The sequence below is a fragment of the Pseudomonas sp. MF6776 genome (assembly GCF_016613125.1).
Lineage (GTDB): Bacteria > Pseudomonadota > Gammaproteobacteria > Pseudomonadales > Pseudomonadaceae > Aquipseudomonas > Aquipseudomonas iridis.
In genome coordinates this window covers 139,884-162,204 of sequence record NZ_JAENSQ010000003.1, presented here as the reverse complement: position 1 = coordinate 162,204, position 22,321 = coordinate 139,884, and the positions used below count along the sequence as shown (strand labels likewise).

The window sequence follows — 22,321 nt, the reverse complement described above, 5'->3', positions numbered from 1 at the left end:
AGCGCTCTTACCGGGCCGAAGCGAGTTGAGTGAAGGCGGTGCCGAGCCACTGCTGTACGCCATGCATCGTGGCGGCAGAAGTGTCGAGGAACGGTTGCGGGTAGACGCCGAGGTAAATCAGCAGCACCGCAAGGCCTAGCACCATGATCAGTTCGCGAGCGTCCATACCGTGCAGGACCGCATCCGATTTGGACGGGCCGAAGTACGCACGGTGGATCATGATCAGCGAGTAGACCGAACCGAACACCAGACCGGACGTGGCAATCGCAGTGATCCATGGCCAGCTTGCAAAAGAGCCGATCAGGATCAGGAACTCGCCGACAAAGTTACCCGTGCCCGGCAAGCCCAGCGACGCGGCTGCAAAGAACAGGCTGATCGCCGGCAGGTAAGCAATACGCGACCACAGACCGCCCATCTCACGCATGTCACGAGTGTGCAGACGCTCGTACAACTGACCGCTGAGGATAAACAGTGCCGCGGCAGACACACCGTGCGCCAGCATCTGAATCACTGCACCTTGCAGGGCCAGTTGGCTGCCGGAGTAGATGCCGATCAACACGAAGCCCATATGGGAAACGGAAGAGAAGGCGATCAGACGCTTGATGTCGGTTTGCGCGAACGCCAGGAACGCACCGTAGAAGATCCCGATCAGACCGAGGGTCATGGCGATCGGCGCGAACTCGGCCGAAGCATTCGGGAACAGCGGCAGGGCGAAACGCAGCAGGCCGTAGGCAGCGGTTTTCAGCAGGATACCGGCGAGGTCGACGGAACCTGCGGTCGGTGCCTGGGCGTGCGCATCAGGCAACCAGGAGTGGAACGGTACAACCGGCAGCTTGACCGCGAAGGCGATGAAGAAGCCGAGCATCAGGATGTACTCGGTGGTCATCGACATCTTGGTTTTCAACAGGTCGGCGTAGTTGAAGGTAATCACGCCAGTGTTGTTGAAGTTGACCAGTACCAGACCGAGGATCGCCACCAGCATGATCAGGCCGGAAGCCTGAGTGAAGATGAAGAACTTGGTTGCTGCGTAGATCCGGGTTTTCTTGCCGTCCGAAGAACTGTGACCCCAGAGCGCGATGAGGAAGTACATCGGCACCAGCATCATTTCCCAGAAGAAGAAAAACATGAACAGGTCGAGGGCGAGGAACACGCCGACAACACCGCCCAGGATCCACATCAGGTTCAGGTGGAAGAAGCCAACGTGACGTTGAATCTCTTTCCACGAGCAGAGTACCGAGAGGATACCCAGCAAACCGGTCAGCAGGATCATCAACAGCGACAGGCCGTCGAGGGCCAGGTGCACGCTGATGCCGAAACGCGCGATCCAGATGTGCTTGAACTCAAGCGCCCAGGTCGGATCGGCGCCAGGCGCCGGGGCAAATGAATAGTTGCCGGTTGCCCACAGCCAGAGGCCGATCGCGAGCAACAGGGACATGGTGATCAGCGCAATCCAGCGGGGCAGGGTAGCGCCGAAGCGCTCACCCATCCAGCACAGCAGGCCGCCGATGAAGGGGATCAGGATTAGCCAAGGCAGAATCATGACGGGCTCGTTTCCTTTCGCAAATTCGCAAGGTTCATATCAGACCGCTACCAGCACGATGGCGCCAATAACCAGCACGGCACCAGCAGCCATCGAAGCAGCGTACCAACGCAGTTGACCGGTCTCGGTGCGGCTCAGGGCAGTGTGACCACCCTTGGCCATACGCGGGATCAGACCGATGGTCTGGTCGAGCGGGTCTTTGCGCAGGATGTGGCTGATCGCAAGGTACGGCTTGACGAACAGTTTGTCGTAGATCCAGTCGAAGCCCCAGGCAGCGAACCACCAGGCCGACAGGAAACGCCCGACGCCGCTGTTGGCAATCGCCGTCACGAAGCGACGCTTGCCGAGGAACAGCAGGGCCGCCAGCAGGATACCGGCCAGAGCGATGGCGCCCGAGGCGATTTCCAGACTGTGCTTGGCTTCGCCACCGGCATGGCCAACGCTTTGCGGCAGTACGCCGTGCAGCGGCGGCACGATCATGGCGCCGACGAACGTCGACAGCACGATCAGCACCGACAATGGCAGCCAGTGAGCGATGCCGTGACCGGCGTGGGCTTCAGTCTTGGCTTCACCGTGGAACGCGATGAAGATCAGGCGGAAGGTGTACAGCGAAGTCATGAACGCGCCGACCAGACCTGCGTAAAGCAGACCCTGGTTGCCGCTGGCGAACGCTTCCCAGAGGATTTCGTCCTTGGAGTAGAAGCCCGCGGTCACCAGTGGCAGGGCAGACAGAGCCGCGCCGCCGACGATGAAGCTGGCGTAGGCCAGTGGCAGTTTCTTCCACAGGCCGCCCATCTTGAAGATGTTCTGCTCGTGGTGGCAGGCAACGATCACCGCACCGGAGGCAAGGAACAGCAGCGCCTTGAAGAAGGCGTGGGTCATCAGGTGGAAGATCGCGCCATCCCAGGCACCCACACCCAGCGCCAGGAACATGTAGCCGATCTGGCTCATGGTCGAGTAGGCGAGGATACGTTTGATGTCGGTTTGAACCAGAGCGGCGAAACCGGCGAGTACCAGCGTCACACCACCAACGATGCCGACCAGGTGCAGGATGTCCGGCGCCAGGGTGAACAGACCGTGGGTACGCGCAATCAGGTAAACACCAGCGGTAACCATGGTTGCGGCGTGGATCAGTGCCGAAACCGGGGTCGGGCCGGCCATCGCGTCCGCGAGCCAGGTTTGCAATGGCAGTTGTGCCGATTTACCGACAGCGCCGCCCAGCAGCATCAGGGTCGCCAGGGTGATCCAGAAGTCGCCGACCTGGAATTTCTGCGGTGCCAGCACCAGCAGTTCCTGGATGTTCAGCGTGCCCACTTGCTGGAACAGGATGAACAGGCCGATGGCCATGAACACGTCGCCGATCCGGGTCACGATGAAGGCCTTGAGTGCGGCGTTACCGTTGTTGCGGTTGCTGTAGTAGAAACCGATCAACAGGTACGAGCACAGGCCCACGCCTTCCCAGCCGAAGTACAGGAACAACAGGTTATCGCCCAGGACCAGGAACAGCATGCTGGCGATAAACAGGTTGGTGTACGAGAAGAAGCGCGAGTAACCCGCTTCACCGCGCATGTACCAGGAGGCGAACAGGTGGATCAGGAAACCTACGCCCACCACCACGCCGAGCATGGTGATCGACAGGCCGTCGATGTAGAGGGCGAAGTCAGGCTTGAAGCCTTCCACTGCCATCCACTGCCACAGCACCAGGGTGTAGTGACCGCCTTCGGGAGGCGCGACGTTGAATTGCCAGATGACGTAGGCGGTGACAATCGCCGACAAGCCAATGGAACCCACGCCGATCAGCGCCGAGAGGTTTTCCGACCAGCGTCCACGAGAGAACGACAGCAGCAGGAACCCGATCAGGGGGAATACGAAAGTCAGAAAGATTAGGTTCATCCGCGCATCTCACTGGCAGCGTCGATATCGAGCGTGTGGAAGCGGCGATACAGTTGCAGCAGGATCGCCAGACCAATACTGGCCTCGGCAGCTGCAAGGCTGATCACCAGGATGAACATGATCTGTCCATCCGGCTGGCCCCAACGGGCGCCTGCAACGATGAAGGCCAGTGCAGAGGCGTTCATCATCACTTCCAGACTCATCAACACGAACAAAATGTTGCGACGAACCATCAGGCCGACGAGGCCGAGGCAGAACAGGATGCCGGCAACCGCCAGACCATGCTCAAGAGGGATAGCAGGCATAAGTTACTCCGTCGCCTCGTTGCGGCCCAAATGGAACGCCGTGACGGCTGCGGCAAGCAGCAGCATCGAGGCGAGTTCGACCACCAGCAGATACGGGCCGAACAGGCTGATGCCCACGGCTTTTGCATCGACGGTGGTGTGGCCGATGGCCTGGCCGCTCTGGTGAGCGAACAGCACATACAGCAATTCGGCCAGCAGCAGGCCGGCGAGAATCACCGGCCCGGCCCAGATGCCGGGCTTGAGCCAGACGCGTTCCTGCTGAACCGCGGCGGGGCCGAGGTTGAGCATCATCACCACGAACACGAACAGCACCATGATGGCGCCAGCGTAGGCGATCACTTCCAGCACACCGGCGAACGGTGCGCCGAGGGCGAAGAAGGTCATGGCCACGGCGATCAACGAGATGATCAGGTAGAGCAGGGCGTGCACAGGGTTGGTGTTGGTGACCACACGTAGCGTGGCCACGACAGCGATACCCGATGCGAAATAGAAAGCGAATTCCATCGTTCTTCCTTAAGGCAGCAAGCTCTTCACGTTGATCGGTTCGGCTTCGTTCTGTGCGGAGCCTTTCGGCTTGCCAGCGATTGCCATACCTGCAACACGATAGAAGTTGTAATCAGGGTTTTTGCCGGGGCCGGAGATCAGCAGATCTTCTTTCTCGTACACCAGGTCCTGACGTTTGAACTCGGCCATCTCGAAATCCGGAGTCAACTGGATTGCGGTGGTCGGACAGGCTTCCTCGCAGAGGCCGCAGAAAATGCAGCGCGAGAAGTTGATACGGAAGAAGTCCGGGTACCAGCGACCGTCTTCGGTTTCAGCTTTCTGCAGCGAGATGCAACCCACCGGGCACGCCACGGCGCACAGGTTGCAGGCTACGCAGCGTTCTTCGCCATCGGGATCGCGGGTCAGGACGATGCGACCACGGTACCGTGGTGGCAGGTAGACCGCTTCTTCCGGGTATTGCAGGGTATCGCGCTTGCGAAAACCATGGCCGAAGACCATGACCAGGCTGCGCAACTGGGTACCGGTACCCTTAACGATGTCGCCAATATATTTGAACATGGGTCAAATCCTCACTGAACCGCAACCGCGGGCGTGTTCAACAACACAACCGCAGCGGTCACCAGCAAATTGATCAGGGTCAGTGGCAGGCAGAACTTCCAGCTGAAGTCCATCACCTGGTCATAACGCGGACGCGGGATAGAGGCGCGCAGCAGGATGAACAGCATGATGAAGAACGCGGTCTTCAGGGCGAACCACAGGAACGACAGTTGCGGCAGGATGCCGAACGGACCGTGCCAGCCACCGAAGAACAGGGTGACCAGCAGCGCCGAGATCAAGATGATGCCGATGTATTCGCCAACGAAGAACATGCCCCATTTCATGCCGGCGTATTCAATGTGGTAACCGTCAGCCAGTTCCTGTTCCGCTTCCGGCTGGTCGAACGGGTGACGGTGAGTCACGGCGACGCCAGCGATGAAGAAGGTACAGAAGCCGAAGAACTGCGGAATGATGAACCACAGGTTCTGCGCCTGGTACTCGACGATGTCGCGCATGTTGAACGAGCCGACCTGCACCACGATGCCCATCAGGGCCAGGCCCATGAACACTTCGTAGGACACGGTCTGCGCCGAGGCACGCAAGGCACCCAGCAGGGCGAACTTGTTGTTACTCGACCAGCCGGCGAACAGCACCGCGTAGACCGACAGGCCGGCCATGGCGAAGAAGAACAGCAGGCCGATGTTCAGGTCCGCGACACCCCAGGTCGGGGTGATCGGGATGATCGCGAACGCAATCAGCAAGGCCGACATGGCCACAACCGGTGCCAGGGTGAAAATCACCTTGTCGGCAAACGGTGGCGTCCAGTCTTCCTTGAAGAACATCTTCAACATGTCGGCGGCGATCTGGAACATACCAAACGGACCAACGCGGTTCGGACCGTAACGGTCCTGCCACCAGCCCAGCAGGCGACGTTCGACAAAGCTGAGCAACGCGCCCGCGACCACAACGGCCAGCAGAATCACGATGGCTTTGACGACCGTCAGGATCACATCGATCACTTCAGGGGTGAACCAGGTCATTGCGCTGCCTCCTGCAGACCGTCGACGGATACGCCGGCGAATGCCGGTGGAATGCCGGCGATGCCCGCAGGCAATGCCACCAGACCTGCGCCCAGTTCTTCATTGATGCGCAGCGGCAGACGCAGGGTCTGACCGGCCACGTTCAGGCTCAGCAGCGCACCTTCGTTGACGCCCAGGCGATCCGCTTCGGACTTGGCCAGTGCAACGTAAGCCGCCGGAATGCGTTCCTGAACCGGAGCGGCTTTCGAAGAGGTTTCTTCGCTGCCGAACAGGTGGAAGAACGGCACGGCTTGCCAGGTACCCGGCATCGGGTTGAACGCACGCGGCGCGGCAGCGAACCAGTTCAGCGAATCGCCAGTGCTTTCGATCAGGCGGGTGCCCGGATCGCCAGCGCGCAGGTGACCACCGACTTCGTCCTGGAACTTGTTCCAGGCTTGCGGCGAGTTCCAGCCCGGCGACCAGGCAAACGGCACTTGCTGACGCGGTTCGGCAGAGCCCGAGTAACCTTCCATGGAGAAGGCGAACGCGGTGTCTTTGTCTTGCGGGGTGCGAGGTTCGTGAACGCTGATGTCGGCGCGCATCGCGGTGCGACCGGAATAACGCAGCGGCTCACGCGCCAGTTTCAGACCCTTGATACGGAACGCCGCGGACGGTGCAGCGTCGACAATACGCGCCAGTTGCGCGGTGCTCGAAGCAACGGCAGCGGTCACGTGGTCGAGTTGCGTCCAGTCGATTGGCTGATTCAGCAGGGTGGCGCGCAGGGCGTGCAGCCAGCGCCAGCCTTCGTGCACCAGAATGCTCGCGTCCAGGTATTGCGGATCGAAAACCTGGAAGAAACGCTGGGCGCGACCTTCCTGGCTGACCAGCGTACCGTCGCCTTCAGCAAAGCTCGCGGCTGGCAGAACCAGATGCGCGCGATCACTGGTAGCGGTTTTCTGATGGTCAGCGACGATCACCACTTTCGCGGCGTTCAGGGCTGCATCGACCTTGTCTTTGGCGGTGCGGGTGTAGAGATCGTTTTCCAGCACGACGATAGCGTCGGCCTTGCCATCAATCACTGCTTGCAGCGCAGCATCAACCGATTCGCCACCGAGCATCGCCAAGCCGAGGCTGTTGGCTTCCGGCACGATCAGGCTGATGGAACCGTTCTTCTCACGCAGCTTCAGAGCCTTCGCGATATTGGCAGCAGCCTCGATCAGCGCTTTGGAACCCAGCGAAGTACCGGCGATGATCAGCGGACGCTTGGCGGCGAGCAGGGCATCAGCGATGCGCTTGGCCAGTTCCAGTGCTTCAGCGTCCAGGCCTTCAACAGCCGGTGCGCTGGCATCCAGTGCGTGAGCCACAGCAAAACCGATGCGCGCCAGATCGTCCGGAGCTGCGTGAACGCATTCTTCGGCGATGTCGTCGAGCTTGGTTTCAGCCAGGCTGGCAATGAACAGCGGGTTCAGCGCGTGCTGACCGATGTTCTTCACCGCGGCATCGAGCCATGGCTGGACGCGCATGGCGTCGGCCATTTCTTCGGCTTTGCCCTTGACCGACTGACGCAGCGACAACGCCATACGGGCGGCGGTCTGGGTCAGGTCTTCACCGAGCACGAAGATGGCGTCGTGGTCTTCGATGTCACGCATGTTCGGTACTGGCAGCGGGCTGTCATTCAGCACTTGCAGAACCAGACGGATGCGCTCCAGTTCGGACGCTTCGATACCCGAGTAGAAGTGTTCGGCGCCTACCAGTTCACGCAACGCGTAGTTGCTTTCGAGGCTGGCACGCGGCGAACCGATACCGACGATGTTGCGACCGCGCAGCAGATCGGCGGCTTTATCCAGCGCAGCGTCGAGGCTCAGCTTGGTGCCGTCGGCCAGCAGCGGCTGACGTGGACGGTCGGTGCGGTTGACGTAGCCATAACCGAAACGGCCACGGTCGCACAGGAAGTATTGGTTCACCGAACCGTTGAAACGGTTTTCGATGCGACGCAGTTCGCCGTAACGCTCGCCCGGGGAGATGTTGCAACCGCTCGAGCAGCCATGGCAGATGCTCGGCGAGAACTGCATGTCCCACTTGCGGTTGTAGCGCTCGGAGTGAGTCTTGTCGGTGAACACACCGGTCGGGCAGACCTCGGTGAGGTTGCCGGAGAACTCGCTTTCGAGGGTGCCATCTTCGACGCGACCGAAGTACACGTTGTCGTGGGCGCCGAACACACCGAGGTCGGTGCCGCCAGCGTAGTCTTTATAGAAACGCACGCAGCGGTAGCAAGCGATGCAGCGGTTCATTTCGTGGGAAATGAACGGGCCCAGTTGCTGATTCTGGTGAGTACGTTTGGTGAAGCGATAACGGCGCTCGTTGTGGCCGGTCATCACTGTCATGTCTTGCAGGTGGCAGTGACCGCCTTCTTCGCACACAGGGCAGTCGTGCGGGTGGTTGGTCATCAGCCATTCGACAACACTGGCGCGGAATGCCTTGGACTCATCATCGTCGATGGAGATCCAGGTGTTGTCGGTGGCGGGCGTCATGCAGGACATGACGATGCGACCACGGGTGTCGTTCTCGTCGGTGTACTGCTTGACCGCGCACTGGCGGCAGGCCCCGACGCTACCTAGCGCGGGGTGCCAGCAGAAATATGGAATGTCGAGGCCCAGCGACAGACATGCCTGTAACAGGTTGTCTGCCCCGTCGACTTCGAGCGCTTTGCCGTCTACGTGGATAGTGGCCATGGTTCAAAGGTCTTCGTTGGCCCGGTGTCAGCGGGCGTGGCTAATGGAATCTTGTTATCCGTCCGAATCCAGTCAGCCCCGAAAGGCGTCATCGGACGAAAGGCGAAGGGCACGGACCCTTCGCCTTTTAAGCGTTTACGCGCCGATTACGATCGGCCTTGCCAGAGGCGGGACGGCGGCGCTTGCAGGCGCGATACCGGCTTCGAACTCTGGACGGAAGTATTTGATGGCACTGCCCAACGGCTCCACGGCACCCGGTGCGTGAGCACAGAAGGTTTTGCCCGGGCCGAGGAAACCGACCAGACCCAGCAGGGTCTCGATGTCGCCTGGCTGACCCTTGCCCTGTTCGATGGCCATCAAGAGCTTGACGCTCCATGGCAAGCCATCGCGGCACGGGGTGCAGAAACCGCAGGATTCGCGGGCGAAGAACTGCTCCATGTTGCGCAGCAGCGAGACCATGTTGACGCTGTCATCCACCGCCATGGCCAGACCGGTACCCATACGGGTGCCTACTTTGGCAATGCCGCCGGCGTACATTTGTGCGTCGAGGTGTTCTGGCAGGAGGAAACCGGTACCGGCCCCGCCTGGCTGCCAGGCCTTGAGTTTGAAACCGTCGCGCATGCCGCCGGCGTAGTCTTCGAACAACTCGCGACCGGTGACGCCGAATGGCAATTCCCACAGACCCGGATTCTTGACCTTGCCGGAGAAGCCCATGAGCTTGGTGCCCATGTCTTCAGAGCCTTCGCGAGCCAACGATTTGTACCAGTCAACGCCGTCGGCAATGATCGCCGGCACGTTGCACAGGGTTTCGACGTTGTTCACGCAAGTCGGCTTGCCCCACACGCCGACGGCGGCAGGGAAGGGCGGCTTGGAGCGCGGGTTGGCGCGGCGGCCTTCGAGGGAGTTGATCAGTGCGGTTTCTTCACCGCAGATGTAACGCCCGGCGCCGGTGTGGACGAACAGCTCGAAATCGAAGCCTGAGCCCAGAATGTTCTTGCCCAGCAGGCCAGCAGCCTTGGCTTCTTCCACGGCACGGTTGAGGTGCTTGGCGGCGGTGGTGTACTCGCCACGCAGGAAGATATAGCCACGGTAGGTTTTCAGCGCGCGCGCGCTGATCAGCATGCCTTCGATCAGCAGATGGGGCAGTTGCTCCATCAGCATGCGGTCTTTCCAGGTGTTCGGCTCCATTTCATCCGCGTTGCACAGCAGGTAGCGGATGTTGATGGATTCGTCCTTGGGCATCAGGCCCCACTTGACGCCCGTGGGGAAGCCTGCACCGCCGCGACCTTTGAGGCCTGCGTCTTTCACGGTCTGGACGATGTCGTCCTGGCTCATGTCGGCGAAGGCTTTGCGCGCTGCGGCGTAACCGTTCTTGGCCTGGTACTCGTCGAGCCACACGGCTTCGCCGTCGTCACGCAGACGCCAGGTCAGGGGGTGGGTCTCGGCCGACCGCTGAATGCGGTTGGCAGGACCGAAAGATGTCAGGGTCATACGTAGCCCTCGAGCAGTTTGGCGACGCCGGCAGGCTGCACATCACCAAAGGTGTCGTCGTCGATCATCAGCGCCGGTGCCTTGTCGCAGTTGCCGAGGCAGCAGACAGGAAGCAGGGTGAAACGACCGTCGGTGGTGGTCTGACCCAGGCCGATGCCCAGATTGTTCTGGATTTCGCTGACCACCGACTCGTGGCCACCGATGTAGCAGACCATGCTGTCGCAGACGCGAATGATGTGACGGCCGACAGGCTGACGGAAGATCTGGCTATAGAACGTCGCCACACCTTCAACGTCGCTGGCCGGGATGCCGAGCATCTCGCCGATGGCGTACAGGGCGCCATCCGGCACCCAGCCACGTTCTTTCTGAACGATCTTCAGGGCTTCGATCGACGCCGCGCGCGGGTCTTCGTAGTGATGCAGCTCGTGCTCGATGGCCGAGCGCTCGGTTTCACTCAAGGTGAAACGGTCTGTCTGGATAAGCGTGCTGTTCATGCTTAGCGGTCCACGTCGGCCATAACGAAGTCGATACTACCCAGGTACGCAATCAAGTCCGCGACCATGCTGCCTTTGATCACCGAAGGGATCTGTTGCAGATGCGGGAAGCTTGGAGTGCGGATCCGGGTACGGTAGCTCATGGTGCCGCCGTCGCTCGTCAGGTAATAACTGTTGATGCCCTTGGTCGCTTCGATCATCTGGAAGGATTCGTTGGCCGGCATGACCGGGCCCCACGAAACTTGCAGGAAGTGCGTGATCAAGGTTTCGATGTGCTGCAGCGTGCGCTCTTTGGGCGGCGGCGTGGTCAGCGGGTGATCCGCCTTGTACGGGCCCTCCGGCATGTTGCGCATGCACTGGTCGATGATCTTGATGCTCTGGCGCATTTCTTCAACGCGCACCATGCAGCGGTCGTAGGCATCGCCGTTGGCGGCCAGCGGCACTTCGAACTCGAAGTTCTCGTAGCCCGAGTACGGACGCGCTTTACGCAGGTCGAAATCGCAACCGGTCGAACGCAGGCCGGCACCGGTGACGCCCCATTCCAGGGCCTCTTTGGTGTTGTAGGCGGCAACGCCGATGGTACGACCCTTGAGGATGCTGTTCTGCAGGGCAGCCTTGGTGTATTCGTCGAGGCGTTTTGGCAGCCATTCAACGAAGTCTTTCACCAGTTTTTCCCAACCGCGTGGCAGGTCGTGGGCAACGCCACCGATGCGGTACCAGGCCGGGTGCAGACGGAAACCGGTAATGGCTTCGATCACCGTGTACGCCTTCTGGCGGTCGGTGAAGGTGAAGAACACCGGCGTCATTGCGCCAACGTCCTGGATGTAAGTACCCAGGAACAGCAGGTGGCTGGTGATCCGGAAGAACTCGGCCATCATGATGCGGATGACGTCGACCTTCTCGGGCACCTTGATGCCGGCCAGCTTCTCGACCGAGAGCACGTACGGCAGGTTGTTCATCACGCCGCCGAGGTAGTCGATACGGTCGGTGTACGGGATGAAGCTGTGCCAGGACTGACGCTCGGCCATCTTCTCGGCGCCACGGTGGTGGTAGCCGATGTCCGGAACGCAGTCGACGATTTCTTCACCGTCCAGTTGCAGAATGATACGGAATGCACCGTGAGCCGAAGGGTGGTTCGGGCCCAGGTTGAGGAACATGTAGTCCTCGTTCACGCCGGAACGCTTCATGCCCCAGTCTTCAGGACGGAAGCGCGCGGCTTCTTCCTCAAGCTGTTGCTTGGCGAGGTTGAGGCTGTACGGATCGAATTCGGTGGCGCGCGCCGGGAAGTCCTTGCGCAGCGGGTGACCTTCCCAGGTCGGCGGCATCATGATGCGCGACAGGTGCGGGTGGCCTTTGAAGTCGATGCCGTACATGTCCCAGACTTCACGCTCGTACCAGTTGGCGTTCGGCCAGATGCTGGTGACGGTCGGCAAGCTCAGGTCGCTCTCGGACAAGGCGACCTTGATCATCACGTCACTATTACGCTCAAGCGACATGAGGTGATAGAACACGGTGAACTCGGCGTCCGATGGCAGCCCTTGACGCTTGGTGCGCAGACGCTCGTCCACGCCGTGCAGGTCATAGAGCATGACGTACGGCTTGGGCAGGTTGCGCAGGAAAGTCAGGACTTCGACGAGTCTGGCACGCGCCACCCACAGCACCGGCATGCCGGTGCGGGTTGGCTGGGCGGTGAACGCCTCTGGGCCAAAACGGTTGTTCAATTCAACGACCACATCCTGGTCGTCTGCCTTATAAGGCGGGATGTACAGAGCGCTGCCTGTAGTCATGGTTATTTTTTCGCTTTCGGTCAACGTAAAGAATGAAGCCAGCTTCTCGTTTCTTGGTAAGAACAGATCTGGATCAGACTTCGTCAGGGCTGCGCAGGTTAGTCACTGCGATTCGCTGTTCGCGGCGCTGTTCCTTCTGCGAAGGCATGTCGGCGCGATAAACGCCTTGATCACCAACGACCCAGGAAAGCGGGCGACGCTCCTTGCCAATCGATTCCTGCAACAGCATCAAGCCTTGCAGAAATGCTTCTGGACGGGGCGGGCAGCCAGGTACGTAGACGTCCACCGGCAGGAACTTGTCCACCCCTTGAACCACAGAGTAGATGTCGTACATGCCGCCGGAGTTGGCGCACGAACCCATGGAGATAACCCATTTCGGTTCGAGCATTTGCTCATAGAGACGCTGAATGATCGGCGCCATCTTGATGAAGCAGGTACCGGCGATAACCATGAAGTCGGCCTGACGCGGCGATGCCCGGATAACTTCGGCGCCAAAGCGCGCGATGTCGTGGGGTGCCGTGAAGGCGGTGGTCATTTCCACGTAGCAGCACGACAGGCCGAAGTTGTACGGCCACAGGGAGTTTTTACGTCCCCAGTTGACCGCGCCACTCAGCACGTCTTCGAGCTTGCCCATGAAAATGTTTTTGTGAACTTGATCCTCTAACGGATCGGAAACGGTTTCCCGTTCGCCGATCGGGTACTGATCGTTAGGAGCATCGGGGTCGATCCTGGTGAGATTGTATTGCATTGCCAAAGCCTCATTGTTTCAGCTTCGCCTGCCGCTTGCGACGAGCTTCCGGAGCCCAGTCAAGGGCGCCCACTCGGAACAGGTAGACAAGACCTGCCAACAGAATTGCTATGAAAACGAGAGCTTCGACGAATCCGGTCCAGCCGCTTTCGCGGACGGACACAGACCATGCAAAGAGAAAGAGGGCTTCGATATCGAAGATCACGAAGAGCATCGCGACCAGATAGAATTTGGCTGAGAGCCGCAAGCGGGCGCCACCGGTAGGTAGCATGCCAGACTCGAACGGCTCGTTTTTGCTGCGGCCCCAGGCTTTTGACCCGAGGAGGCTGGAGACACCAAGCATGAAGGCACACAGGCCGACGACACCCAAAAGGAAAATGGCAAAGCCCCAGTTGTGGGCCATGAGTCCTGTCGCTTCGGGCATGCTGGTAATCCTTAACAGAGAGCAAAGGTCTCTGAGCTTGATAAAGAAATAGGCAGTGACGATATGTCGCAGCAATCAATCGCGCTGATTTTATGGCTAAACACCCAGCAAGTAAAATTCCTATAGCGAAATTATTTATTGGAATAAGGACATAGCGCACCTCGAATGCCCTGAGGCCCATGCGTTGCGGGCATTAGCCGGGTTTCAATGAATAATGTTTTGTCGTGGATGTAACGAACATAGTTGTGACTGAATGATAATTAATATCGTTTGGGATGGTTTTGTAACTATTTAGCGGCGCAGTCGTTGGGAAGTTGTCTTATATACCCATTACTGCAAGTAGCGGCGGCGTCCGTTTTAGCTGATTTTCCTGGCGCGAATGCCGATCTGGATCAATGTTTTGTCTTGCAGGCTGAAGACGACACCTGTGGGAGCGAGCAGGCTCGCTCCCACAAGAGGTCTGTGGCGTTTGAGGAATCGCAGGCGAAAAAAAACGCCCCGAACCAGTCGGGGCGTCAGATGTGCAGCGCTGCGGTTAGCTTTTAATCGTTGCGCAACGGCCGTTTACTCAGTGAAGTCGATCAGTGGAACTGTTCTTCTTCGGTCGAACCGGTCAGCGCGGTTACCGAAGACGTGCCACCTTGAATCACGGTGGTCATGTCGTCGAAGTAGCCGGTGCCCACTTCCTGCTGGTGCGCCACGAAGGTGTAACCCTTGGAGGCGTCAGCGAATTCCTGCTCTTGCAGCTTCACGTAGGCAGTCATGTCGTTGCGGGCGTAGTCGTGCGCCAGGTTGAACATGCTGTGCCACATGTTGTGAATGCCGGCCAGGGTGATGAACTGGTGCTTGTAGCCCATGGCGGACAGTTCGCGCTGGAACTTGGCGATGGTCGCGTCGTCCAGGTTTTTCTTCCAGTTGAAGGAAGGCGAGCAGTTGTACGACAGCAGTTGGTCCGGGTATTCCTTTTTGATCGCTTCAGCAAAGCGACGGGCTTCGTCCAGATCCGGCTTGGCGGTTTCGCACCAGATCAGGTCGGCGTACGGTGCGTAAGCCAGGCCACGGGCGATTGCTTGGTCCAGACCGGCACGAACCTTGTAGAAACCTTCCTGAGTACGCTCGCCAGTCACGAACGGCTGGTCGTACGGGTCGCAATCGGAAGTCAGCAGGTCAGCAGCGTTCGCATCGGTACGCGCCAGAATGATGGTCGGTGTACCGGCAACGTCAGCAGCCAGACGTGCAGCGGTCAGCTTCTGTACGGCTTCCTGAGTAGGAACCAGTACTTTGCCGCCCATGTGGCCGCATTTTTTCACGGAAGCCAGTTGGTCTTCGAAGTGAACGCCGGCGGCGCCTGCTTCGATCATGCTCTTCATCAGCTCGTAAGCGTTCAGCACGCCGCCGAAACCGGCTTCGGCGTCAGCCACGATCGGCGCGAAGTAGTCGATGTAGCCTTCGTCGCCCGGGCCTTTGCCGGCTTTCCACTGGATCTGGTCAGCACGACGGAACGAGTTGTTGATGCGCTTGACCACGGTTGGAACCGAGTCCACCGGGTACAGCGACTGGTCCGGGTACATCGATTCTGCGGAGTTGTTGTCCGCAGCGACTTGCCAGCCGGACAGGTAAATGGCCTGGATACCGGCCTTGACCTGCTGAACAGCCTGGCCGCCGGTCAGGGCGCCCATGCAGTTGACGAAATCTTTGTCTGGACGGAAGGACGGCTTGGCACCCTGGGTGACCAGGTTCCACAGCTTCTCGGCGCCGAGTTTTGCAAAAGTGTGCTCAGGTTGAACCGAGCCACGCAGGCGGACGACGTCAGCAGCGGAGTAAGCGCGGGTCACGCCTTTCCAGCGCGGGTTTTCAGCCCAGTCTTTTTCGAGGGCTGCAATTTGCTGTTCGCGTGTCAGTGCCATGGAGATAAACCTCGTCGCGTCTTTTATGAAAAGTTGTTCTGCGGTGGAAAATTCCTGCGCTCGCTGACCAGAAGCTTAGGCGGTCAAGTCGGATTCGGCGGGGTAGGCGACGGGATGAACGATGGGCTCGAGGGGAAGTGAGCAGGTAAGGGCGGACTGCGGGCGCATTCGGGCGTCGTGGGCCTTTGTACGAACTACAGCGTGAAGCCGGGTTACCTAATTACGCTTCCGTCCCTCGGGACAACTTCGTTCCAGTCGGCAACCTCGTCAAACACACCTTGTGGGCGGTACAGACACGAAGCGGTTCGCGGGGTAGATGCGAACATCGCTTCGAAGACCCTTGCCAGGGCCTCTGATTAGCGGGAGCGAGGCCATCATGCCTTCGCTTTTTTGCCTCGTCAAACGTTTTGTAGTGCTTTTTTTCAAGCACTACATCTTTCGTCTAATACGACTAATCAGTCAGTTTTCGGTGGTTTAGTCCAAGGCTTCGACTTTTACCTTCAAGGTCATGTCATCCCGGCCTTGAGTCGAGTAGCTGCGGGCCAGGCCCTGTTTGTCGGCCTGAGTCTGGCGATTCACGCCGGCCAGAGTGATCCACTCGCCGAGACGTCCGCTGACGGTTGTGTCGGTACTTTGCACGTTCACTACATCGGGACGTTCCTGGCTCATACGGTCGCGATTGGTCGTGATTGCCACGTGAACGATGTCGCCGGTGACGCTGGCGGTGACGTAGAAACCCTGGGTGACGTTGCGGTACTCGGTCTGGCTGCTGTAATCGCCGTAGGAGTTGCTCTGGCTGCTGGTGATCGGCACGCTCTGGCCGACCTGGATCAGCGCCGGCATGCCGTCGGTGGCCTGGACTTGCTGGACGCCGCCGTCACGGCTGGAGGTGCTGCGGCTGATGATGCGGGTCTGCGCACCATTGACCGAATAACCTTCATCGCCACGGCCGTTGTTTTCATTGGTGTCGACGGTGATCAGCAGGCGTTTTGGCGCCGTGTCGAGCTGAGTGATCAGCGCCTTTAGTTCCTCGATCTTGTCCTGCTCGGCTTTGACGATCAACTGGTTGCCATAGGCGCTGACCTGGCCGTCCTTGCCGATGAAGTCTTGCGCCATCGGCAGCATGTCGGCGCTGGTGCGGTACTTGAGGGGGACGACTTCTGTGGCTGCCATCACCGAAAAACTGCAGCCGAGCAGCAGGGTGGTGAGCAGGGTGCGTAGGGACATGTCCGTTATCTCCGCTTTCGAAAGGCTTGATATTGCCAGTTTGTCGGCCTGGGGTGGGGCAAGTTGAATCGTAGACAGCAAAACGCCCCGGCATCGTGGGATGTCGGGGCGTTTTACAGTGTGCTTCATGGCCTCTTCGCGAGCTAATGCTCGCTCCCACAGTGGTTTTCTGTTTGACACAAATCTGTGTCCACTGAGGTTCCCTGTGGGAGCGAGCCTGCTCGCGAAGGCCACGCCTCGGTTTTAAGCCGAATGGCGAACCATATCGACGTGCGGAATCCCTGCTTCCAGGAACTCTTCACTGACCAGGCTGAAACCCAGGCGCTCATAAAACGCCGTAGCCTGCACCTGAGCGCTGAGCATCTGCTGCTTCAGACCGCGCGCTTCAGCTTCAGCGATGACCGCTTGCATCAGCGCATCACCGACCTTCATGCCGCGCCAGTCTTTGAGCACCGACACCCGGCCGATGTGCCCGTCGGGCAGCAGGCGCGCAGTGCCGATCGGAAAGTCGCCTTCAAAGGCCAGAAAATGCACCGCGCTTGCGTCATCCGCGTCCCACTCCAGCTCAGGTGGCACCGATTGCTCAGCGATAAATACCGTCTCACGAATGCGGCGGATCTCGGCGATGTCCTTTTGCCAATCTGCGACACGTACGCGAATCTTATTCATCGGCGAACCCCAGGCTCCCTTGCTTGACCAGTTCGCACAACAGGCCACGACCGTCTTCGTCGTTCAGCCACTCGCCAAGGTTGTCGACATGCAAGGCATCGGCGGCGCAGATCAGTTTCAGCAGCTCACGCAGTTTGCCCGGCAGGTAACGGCTCTGGCCGCTGGCGAACAGCAGCAGATCGTCATCGACTTCCGACCACGCCAGACGTGCGCTTGGGTTGCGGATCAGCACGGCGCCATCCTGCAGGGCGCTGAGGAAGTCTTCTTCTTCGACTTCTTCCGGGCCGACGACCAGTTCCGGGTAGCGCGGCTCGGTCATGTACTGGCCGAACCAGGTCAGCAACAGGCGCTCGTCGCTCATGTGCTCGGCGAGCAGGCTCTTCAGGCGATCCAGTGCGTCGTGTTGAATCTGATGCGGATCGACCGCTGGCTGCGCGTCGGCATCGGTGTAGCGCTCTTCGTCAGTCAGGAACTGGCTGAGAAAATCGGTGAAGTGGGTCAGCACTTCGGATGCGCTTGGTGCGCGGAAACCGACCGAGTAGGTCATGCAGTTATCCACGGCGACGCCGCAGTGAGCCAGGCGCGGCGGCAGGTAAAGCATGTCGCCCGGTTCCAGAACCCACTCTTCAGTCTGTTCGAATTCAGCGAGGATGCGCAGGTCTGCGTGTTGCAGCAGCGGGCTCTCGGAATCGCACATCTGGCCGATTTTCCAGTTGCGCTTGCCGTGACCTTGCAGCAGGAACACGTCGTAGTTGTCGAAGTGCGGACCAACGCTGCCACCTGGTGCGGCGTAACTGATCATCACGTCGTCGACGCGCCAGCTCGGCAGAAAGCGGAAGCTTTCCAGCAGCTCGCTGACTTCCGGCACGAACTGGTCGACTGCCTGAACGAGCAGGGTCCACTCTTTTTCCGGCAATTTGCTGAATTCGTCTTCAGCGAACGGACCGCGACGCAGCTCCCATGGGCGCTCGCCGTGCTCGATAACCAGGCGCGATTCAACTTCTTCTTCCAGGGCCAGGCCGGCCAGTTCGTCGGCGTCGATCGGGCTTTCGAAGTCAGGAATCGCCTGACGGATCAGCAGTGGCTTTTTCTGCCAGTAGTCGCGCAGGAATTCGCGCGCCGTGAGGCCGCCCAGAAGTTGAAGAGGAATATCGGAATTCATATGTAACCTATTGAAAAAAAGCACTTTTCAGACGGGAATAAAAACGCCCGGCGCGGCCGGGCGTCTCAAACGGGTCAAGCGGTCAATCAGATGCGTTTGGCTTGCGCTACAGCGTTACCGATGTAGTTGGCCGGGGTCAGCAGTTTCAGCTCGGCTTTCGCTTCGGCTGGCATGTCCAGACCATCAATGAAAGTCTGCAACGCTTCAGGGCTGATGCCCTTGCCGCGGGTCAATTCTTTCAGCTTCTCGTACGGGTTTTCGATGTTGTAGCGACGCATCACGGTCTGGATTGGCTCAGCCAGAACTTCCCAGCAAGCGTCCAGATCAGCGGCGATCTTCTGCGCATTCAGCTCAAGCTTGCTGATGCCTTTGAGGCTGGCTTCGTACGCGATCACGCTGTGGGCGAAGCCGACACCGAGGTTACGCAGTACGGTGGAGTCGGTCAGGTCGCGCTGCCAGCGGGAGATCGGCAGTTTGCTCGCCAGGTGCTGGAACAGCGCGTTGGCGATGCCCAGGTTGCCTTCGGAGTTTTCGAAGTCGATCGGGTTGACCTTGTGCGGCATGGTCGACGAACCGATTTCGCCAGCGATGGTGCGCTGCTTGAAGTAACCCAGGGAGATGTAGCCCCAGATGTCACGGTCGAAGTCGATCAGAATAGTGTTGAAGCGCGCAATGGCGTCGAACAGCTCGGCGATGTAGTCGTGCGGTTCGATCTGCGTGGTGTACGGGTTGAAACCCAGACCCAGCTCGTCTTCGATGAAGGCGCGGGCGTTGGCTTCCCAGTCGATCTGCGGGTAAGCCGACAGGTGAGCGTTGTAGTTGCCGACAGCGCCGTTGATCTTGCCCAGCAGCGGAACGGCAGCGACTTGAGCGATTTGACGCTCGAGGCGGTAAACCACGTTCGCCAGTTCTTTACCCAGAGTGGTCGGGGAGGCTGGTTGGCCGTGGGTGCGCGACAGCATCGGCACGTCGGCGAAACGGATTGCCAGCTCGCGGATGGCGTCGCAGGTCTGACGCATCAGCGGCAGCATTACATCGTCACGGCCTTCGCGCAGCATCAGGGCGTGGGACAGGTTGTTGATGTCCTCGCTGGTGCAGGCAAAGTGGATGAATTCGCTGACGGCGGCCAGCTCGGGCAGTTTGGCGGCTTGCTCTTTGAGCAGGTATTCGATCGCCTTGACGTCGTGGTTGGTGGTGCGCTCGATCTCTTTGACGCGCTCGGCGTGCTCCAGCGAGAAGTTTTCAGCCAGTTCATTGAGAACGGCGTTGGCCTCGGCGGAGAACGCTGGCACTTCAGGGATACCGGCGTGGGCGGCCAGGCGCTGGAGCCAGCGCACTTCAACCAGAACACGGGCACGGATCAGACCGTACTCGCTGAAAATCGGGCGCAGGGCCTGGGTTTTGCCGGCGTAGCGGCCGTCAACAGGGGAAACCGCAGTGAGCGAAGAAAGCTGCATGGGGTGTTCTCGGACAGTCGGGCAACGAAATGGGGCGCGTATCATACATGAAAAAATCCGCCGGTCCGTTGCCAACTGACCGGCGTATTACGCGTTACAGACTTCAAAGCGTTTGTTGCGGGCGATTTACTCGCTGCGCATCAGCGGATACAGCTCTTTGAGCAGCTTGCGTCGGCTGATCACCAGCTGCCAGCGATGGCCGCCGAGCTGACGCCACAGGCGCGCCGAGCGAATCCCGGCGAGCAGCAGGGCACGAATCTTCGAGGCATTGCTCGGCTGTTGCAGGTTGCGCATGTCGCCGTGCACCTGAATGCGTTGGCGCAGCGTGCTCAGGGTGTCCTGATACAGCGCGCCGCATGCGGCAATGACGTTTTCGTGCGCCGGGCCGAAATGCTCGACCTGGGACTGGATCTGCGGCAGACGCTTGCCGATCGCATCGAGCATGTCGTCGCGCTTGGCCAGTTGCCGCTCGAGACCAAGCATCGACAAGGCATAGCGCAACGGTTCGCGCTGCAACGTGCTCGGATCGCGTTCAAGGGCGCCGATCAGTGCGCGATAGCCTTCGCGCAGATTGAGGTCGTCGCCGCCGTATACGTCCAGCGTGTCTTTCGGGTCGCGTACCAACAGACTGCCGAGCATGCAGGTCAGGCCGGCTTCGCTGGTCTGGCCGCTTTTGGCGATCCGGTCGACCAGCACGGCGGCGAGAAATACGCCACCCAGGGCCGTCAGTTGCTCCTGAGTCGGGCTCATGCCTGACCACTCCATGGCTCGGCGACTTCGATCACGCCGCCGCCGAGGCAGATTTCACCGTCATAGAACACCACGGATTGGCCCGGTGTTACCGCGCGTTGCGGCTCATCGAACACGGCGCGGTAGCCGGTTGCAGTCTGCTCCAGCGTGCAGGCCTGATCGCTCTGGCGATAACGCACTTTGGCGGTCAGGCGACGTGGCTGGCTCAGGTCGACCGGGTTGACCCAGTAGATTTCCGAGGCGAGCAGGGCGCCGGAGAACAACCACGGATGGTTGTTGCCCTGGCCGACGATCAGTTCGTTGTTGTCCAGATCTTTGCGCAGCACGTACCACGGCTCATCGCCGGCATCTTTCAGGCCGCCGATGCCCAGGCCCTGACGCTGACCGATGGTGTGGTACATCAAGCCGTGGTGACGGCCGATGACTTCGCCTTCGGTGGTCTTGATCTCGCCCGGCTGTGCCGGCAGGTACTGCTTGAGGAAGTCGCTGAAGCGCCGTTCGCCGATGAAGCAGATCCCGGTGGAATCCTTCTTCTTGGCGGTCGCCAGTTCGTATTTCTCGGCAATTGCGCGGACTTCAGGTTTTTCCAGTTCGCCGACCGGGAACAGGGTCTTGGCGATCTGTTCGCCGCCGACGGCGTGCAGGAAGTAGCTTTGATCCTTGTTGGCGTCGAGGCCTTTGAGCAGCTCGGTGCGGCCATCGACGTCGCGGCGGCGCACGTAGTGGCCGGTGGCGATCAGGTCGGCACCGAGCATCATGGCGTAGTCGAGGAACGCCTTGAACTTGATCTCGCGGTTGCACAGGATGTCCGGGTTCGGCGTGCGCCCGGCCTTGTATTCGGCCAGGAAGTGCTCGAACACGTTGTCCCAGTACTCGGCAGCGAAGTTGGCGGTGTGCAGCTTGATGCCGATCTTGTCGCAGACAGCCTGGGCATCCGCCAGGTCGTCCATGGCGGTGCAGTATTCCGTTCCGTCGTCTTCTTCCCAGTTCTTCATGAACAGGCCTTCCACCGCGTAACCCTGCTCGATCAGCAGGAGAGCGGAAACGGAAGAGTCCACGCCGCCGGACATGCCGACAATGACGCGCTTCTTGGATGTGTCAGAAGGGGCTGGATCACGCATAGGGATTCAATGAGTGTCTTTAAAAAGGACGCGATTCTATCAGGCTCGCGGCCTCAAGGCTAAAGAGAAGGGCGGATCAATTCGAGGCCGAAGTGATGGCCGGCCAGATAATCATCGATGCAACGGATGATCAGCTCGCTGCGCCAATGCTCGCGCTGCTCGATTAATTCGTCGCGGGTCAGCCACTTGGCGCCGACAATGCCGTCGTCGAGCTGATAATCCGGGTGATGTTTCAGTGCTTTGGCGACGAAGCAGATGCGTTGGTAGGTCACGCCGTTGCTGGGTGCGGTGTACAGATAAATGCCGACCACGCCGGTGGGTTTGACGTCCCAGCCGGTTTCTTCGAGGGTTTCACGAATGGCGGCATCGATCAGGGTTTCGTCAGGGTCGAGATGACCGGCGGGCTGGTTGAGCACTTTGCGGCCGGCCTTGTGCTCTTCAACCATCAGAAAGCGACCGTTGTCCTCGACGATGGTGGCGACGGTGATGTGGGGGAGCCATTCCATAAATCTTCCTCAATCTATTGGTTGAAACCCAGTCCCTGAGGGAGCTGG

Annotated in this window: 20 protein-coding genes; all 20 read right to left on the bottom strand. The window is 59.8% G+C overall.

Annotated features, from left to right (window positions below; translation table 11 throughout):
* Window positions 1-7: 7 nt before the first annotated feature.
* Window positions 8-1,540 (bottom strand): NADH-quinone oxidoreductase subunit M, encoded by a 1,533-nt coding sequence (nuoM, locus tag JJD74_RS04570; RefSeq protein WP_042559874.1) that lies wholly within the window; start codon window positions 1,538-1,540, stop codon window positions 8-10.
* Window positions 1,541-1,579: 39 nt separating this feature from the next.
* On the bottom strand, window positions 1,580-3,433 hold the full coding sequence (gene nuoL, locus JJD74_RS04565) for an NADH-quinone oxidoreductase subunit L (protein WP_047301931.1): 1,854 nt from the start codon (window positions 3,431-3,433) through the stop codon (window positions 1,580-1,582).
* Complete coding sequence (gene nuoK, locus JJD74_RS04560) at window positions 3,430-3,738, bottom strand: NADH-quinone oxidoreductase subunit NuoK (RefSeq protein WP_003223790.1); 309 nt, start codon at window positions 3,736-3,738, stop codon at window positions 3,430-3,432. The genes nuoL and nuoK overlap by 4 nt, the downstream gene beginning before the upstream one ends.
* A 3-nt stretch (window positions 3,739-3,741) precedes the next feature.
* Window positions 3,742-4,242: an NADH-quinone oxidoreductase subunit J gene (gene nuoJ, locus JJD74_RS04555; protein WP_042559872.1), complete on the bottom strand. Its 501-nt coding sequence runs from the start codon at window positions 4,240-4,242 to the stop codon at window positions 3,742-3,744.
* A 9-nt stretch (window positions 4,243-4,251) separates the two neighbouring features.
* The gene (nuoI, locus tag JJD74_RS04550) at window positions 4,252-4,800 is read right to left on the bottom strand and encodes an NADH-quinone oxidoreductase subunit NuoI (protein ID WP_007920177.1); all 549 of its coding nucleotides are present in this window, start codon (window positions 4,798-4,800) and stop codon (window positions 4,252-4,254) included.
* A gap of 11 nt (window positions 4,801-4,811) precedes the next feature.
* Window positions 4,812-5,819 carry an NADH-quinone oxidoreductase subunit NuoH gene (gene nuoH / locus JJD74_RS04545; protein ID WP_042559870.1) on the bottom strand — a complete coding sequence of 336 codons (1,008 nt, stop codon included), beginning with the start codon at window positions 5,817-5,819 and terminating at the stop codon, window positions 4,812-4,814.
* On the bottom strand, window positions 5,816-8,530 hold the full coding sequence (gene nuoG, locus JJD74_RS04540) for an NADH-quinone oxidoreductase subunit NuoG (protein ID WP_042559869.1): 2,715 nt from the start codon (window positions 8,528-8,530) through the stop codon (window positions 5,816-5,818). Before nuoG ends, nuoH begins: the two co-directional genes overlap by 4 nt.
* 135 nt (window positions 8,531-8,665) lie before the next feature.
* The gene (gene nuoF, locus JJD74_RS04535; protein ID WP_042559868.1) at window positions 8,666-10,021 is read right to left on the bottom strand and encodes an NADH-quinone oxidoreductase subunit NuoF; all 1,356 of its coding nucleotides are present in this window, start codon (window positions 10,019-10,021) and stop codon (window positions 8,666-8,668) included.
* Entirely contained in the window at window positions 10,018-10,515 is a 498-nt protein-coding gene (gene nuoE, locus JJD74_RS04530) for an NADH-quinone oxidoreductase subunit NuoE (protein ID WP_042559867.1), read from the bottom strand. The genes nuoF and nuoE overlap by 4 nt, the downstream gene beginning before the upstream one ends.
* Before the next feature lie 2 nt (window positions 10,516-10,517).
* Window positions 10,518-12,302: an NADH-quinone oxidoreductase subunit C/D gene (gene nuoC / locus JJD74_RS04525; protein ID WP_047302093.1), complete on the bottom strand. Its 1,785-nt coding sequence runs from the start codon at window positions 12,300-12,302 to the stop codon at window positions 10,518-10,520.
* A gap of 73 nt (window positions 12,303-12,375) precedes the next feature.
* Window positions 12,376-13,050, bottom strand: coding sequence for a NuoB/complex I 20 kDa subunit family protein (locus JJD74_RS04520; RefSeq protein WP_042559865.1), 675 nt, complete (start codon window positions 13,048-13,050; stop codon window positions 12,376-12,378).
* 10 nt (window positions 13,051-13,060) lie between these two features.
* On the bottom strand, window positions 13,061-13,474 hold the full coding sequence (locus JJD74_RS04515; protein WP_003223812.1) for an NADH-quinone oxidoreductase subunit A: 414 nt from the start codon (window positions 13,472-13,474) through the stop codon (window positions 13,061-13,063).
* Window positions 13,475-14,055: 581 nt separating this feature from the next.
* A complete protein-coding gene (aceA, locus tag JJD74_RS04510) occupies window positions 14,056-15,381 on the bottom strand; it encodes an isocitrate lyase (RefSeq protein WP_010458877.1) in 1,326 nt (441 codons plus the stop codon).
* Window positions 15,382-15,855: 474 nt separating this feature from the next.
* Window positions 15,856-16,608, bottom strand: a complete 753-nt coding sequence (locus tag JJD74_RS04505; RefSeq protein ID WP_200611748.1) for a secretin N-terminal domain-containing protein — start codon at window positions 16,606-16,608, stop codon at window positions 15,856-15,858.
* 243 nt (window positions 16,609-16,851) lie between these two features.
* Entirely contained in the window at window positions 16,852-17,277 is a 426-nt protein-coding gene (locus tag JJD74_RS04500; RefSeq protein WP_042559863.1) for a GNAT family N-acetyltransferase, read from the bottom strand.
* A complete protein-coding gene (locus tag JJD74_RS04495; RefSeq protein ID WP_200611746.1) occupies window positions 17,270-18,439 on the bottom strand; it encodes a ribosomal protein uL16 3-hydroxylase in 1,170 nt (389 codons plus the stop codon). Before JJD74_RS04495 ends, JJD74_RS04500 begins: the two co-directional genes overlap by 8 nt.
* Window positions 18,440-18,525: 86 nt before the next feature.
* Window positions 18,526-19,896: an adenylosuccinate lyase gene (gene purB / locus JJD74_RS04490; protein ID WP_042559861.1), complete on the bottom strand. Its 1,371-nt coding sequence runs from the start codon at window positions 19,894-19,896 to the stop codon at window positions 18,526-18,528.
* A gap of 126 nt (window positions 19,897-20,022) precedes the next feature.
* Window positions 20,023-20,646 (bottom strand): high frequency lysogenization protein HflD, encoded by a 624-nt coding sequence (hflD, locus tag JJD74_RS04485; protein ID WP_042559860.1) that lies wholly within the window; start codon window positions 20,644-20,646, stop codon window positions 20,023-20,025.
* Window positions 20,643-21,767, bottom strand: coding sequence for a tRNA 2-thiouridine(34) synthase MnmA (gene mnmA / locus JJD74_RS04480; protein WP_047301920.1), 1,125 nt, complete (start codon window positions 21,765-21,767; stop codon window positions 20,643-20,645). Before mnmA ends, hflD begins: the two co-directional genes overlap by 4 nt.
* Window positions 21,768-21,826: 59 nt before the next feature.
* Window positions 21,827-22,273 (bottom strand): NUDIX hydrolase, encoded by a 447-nt coding sequence (locus JJD74_RS04475; protein WP_200611744.1) that lies wholly within the window; start codon window positions 22,271-22,273, stop codon window positions 21,827-21,829.
* Between the last annotated feature and the right edge of the window lie 48 nt (window positions 22,274-22,321).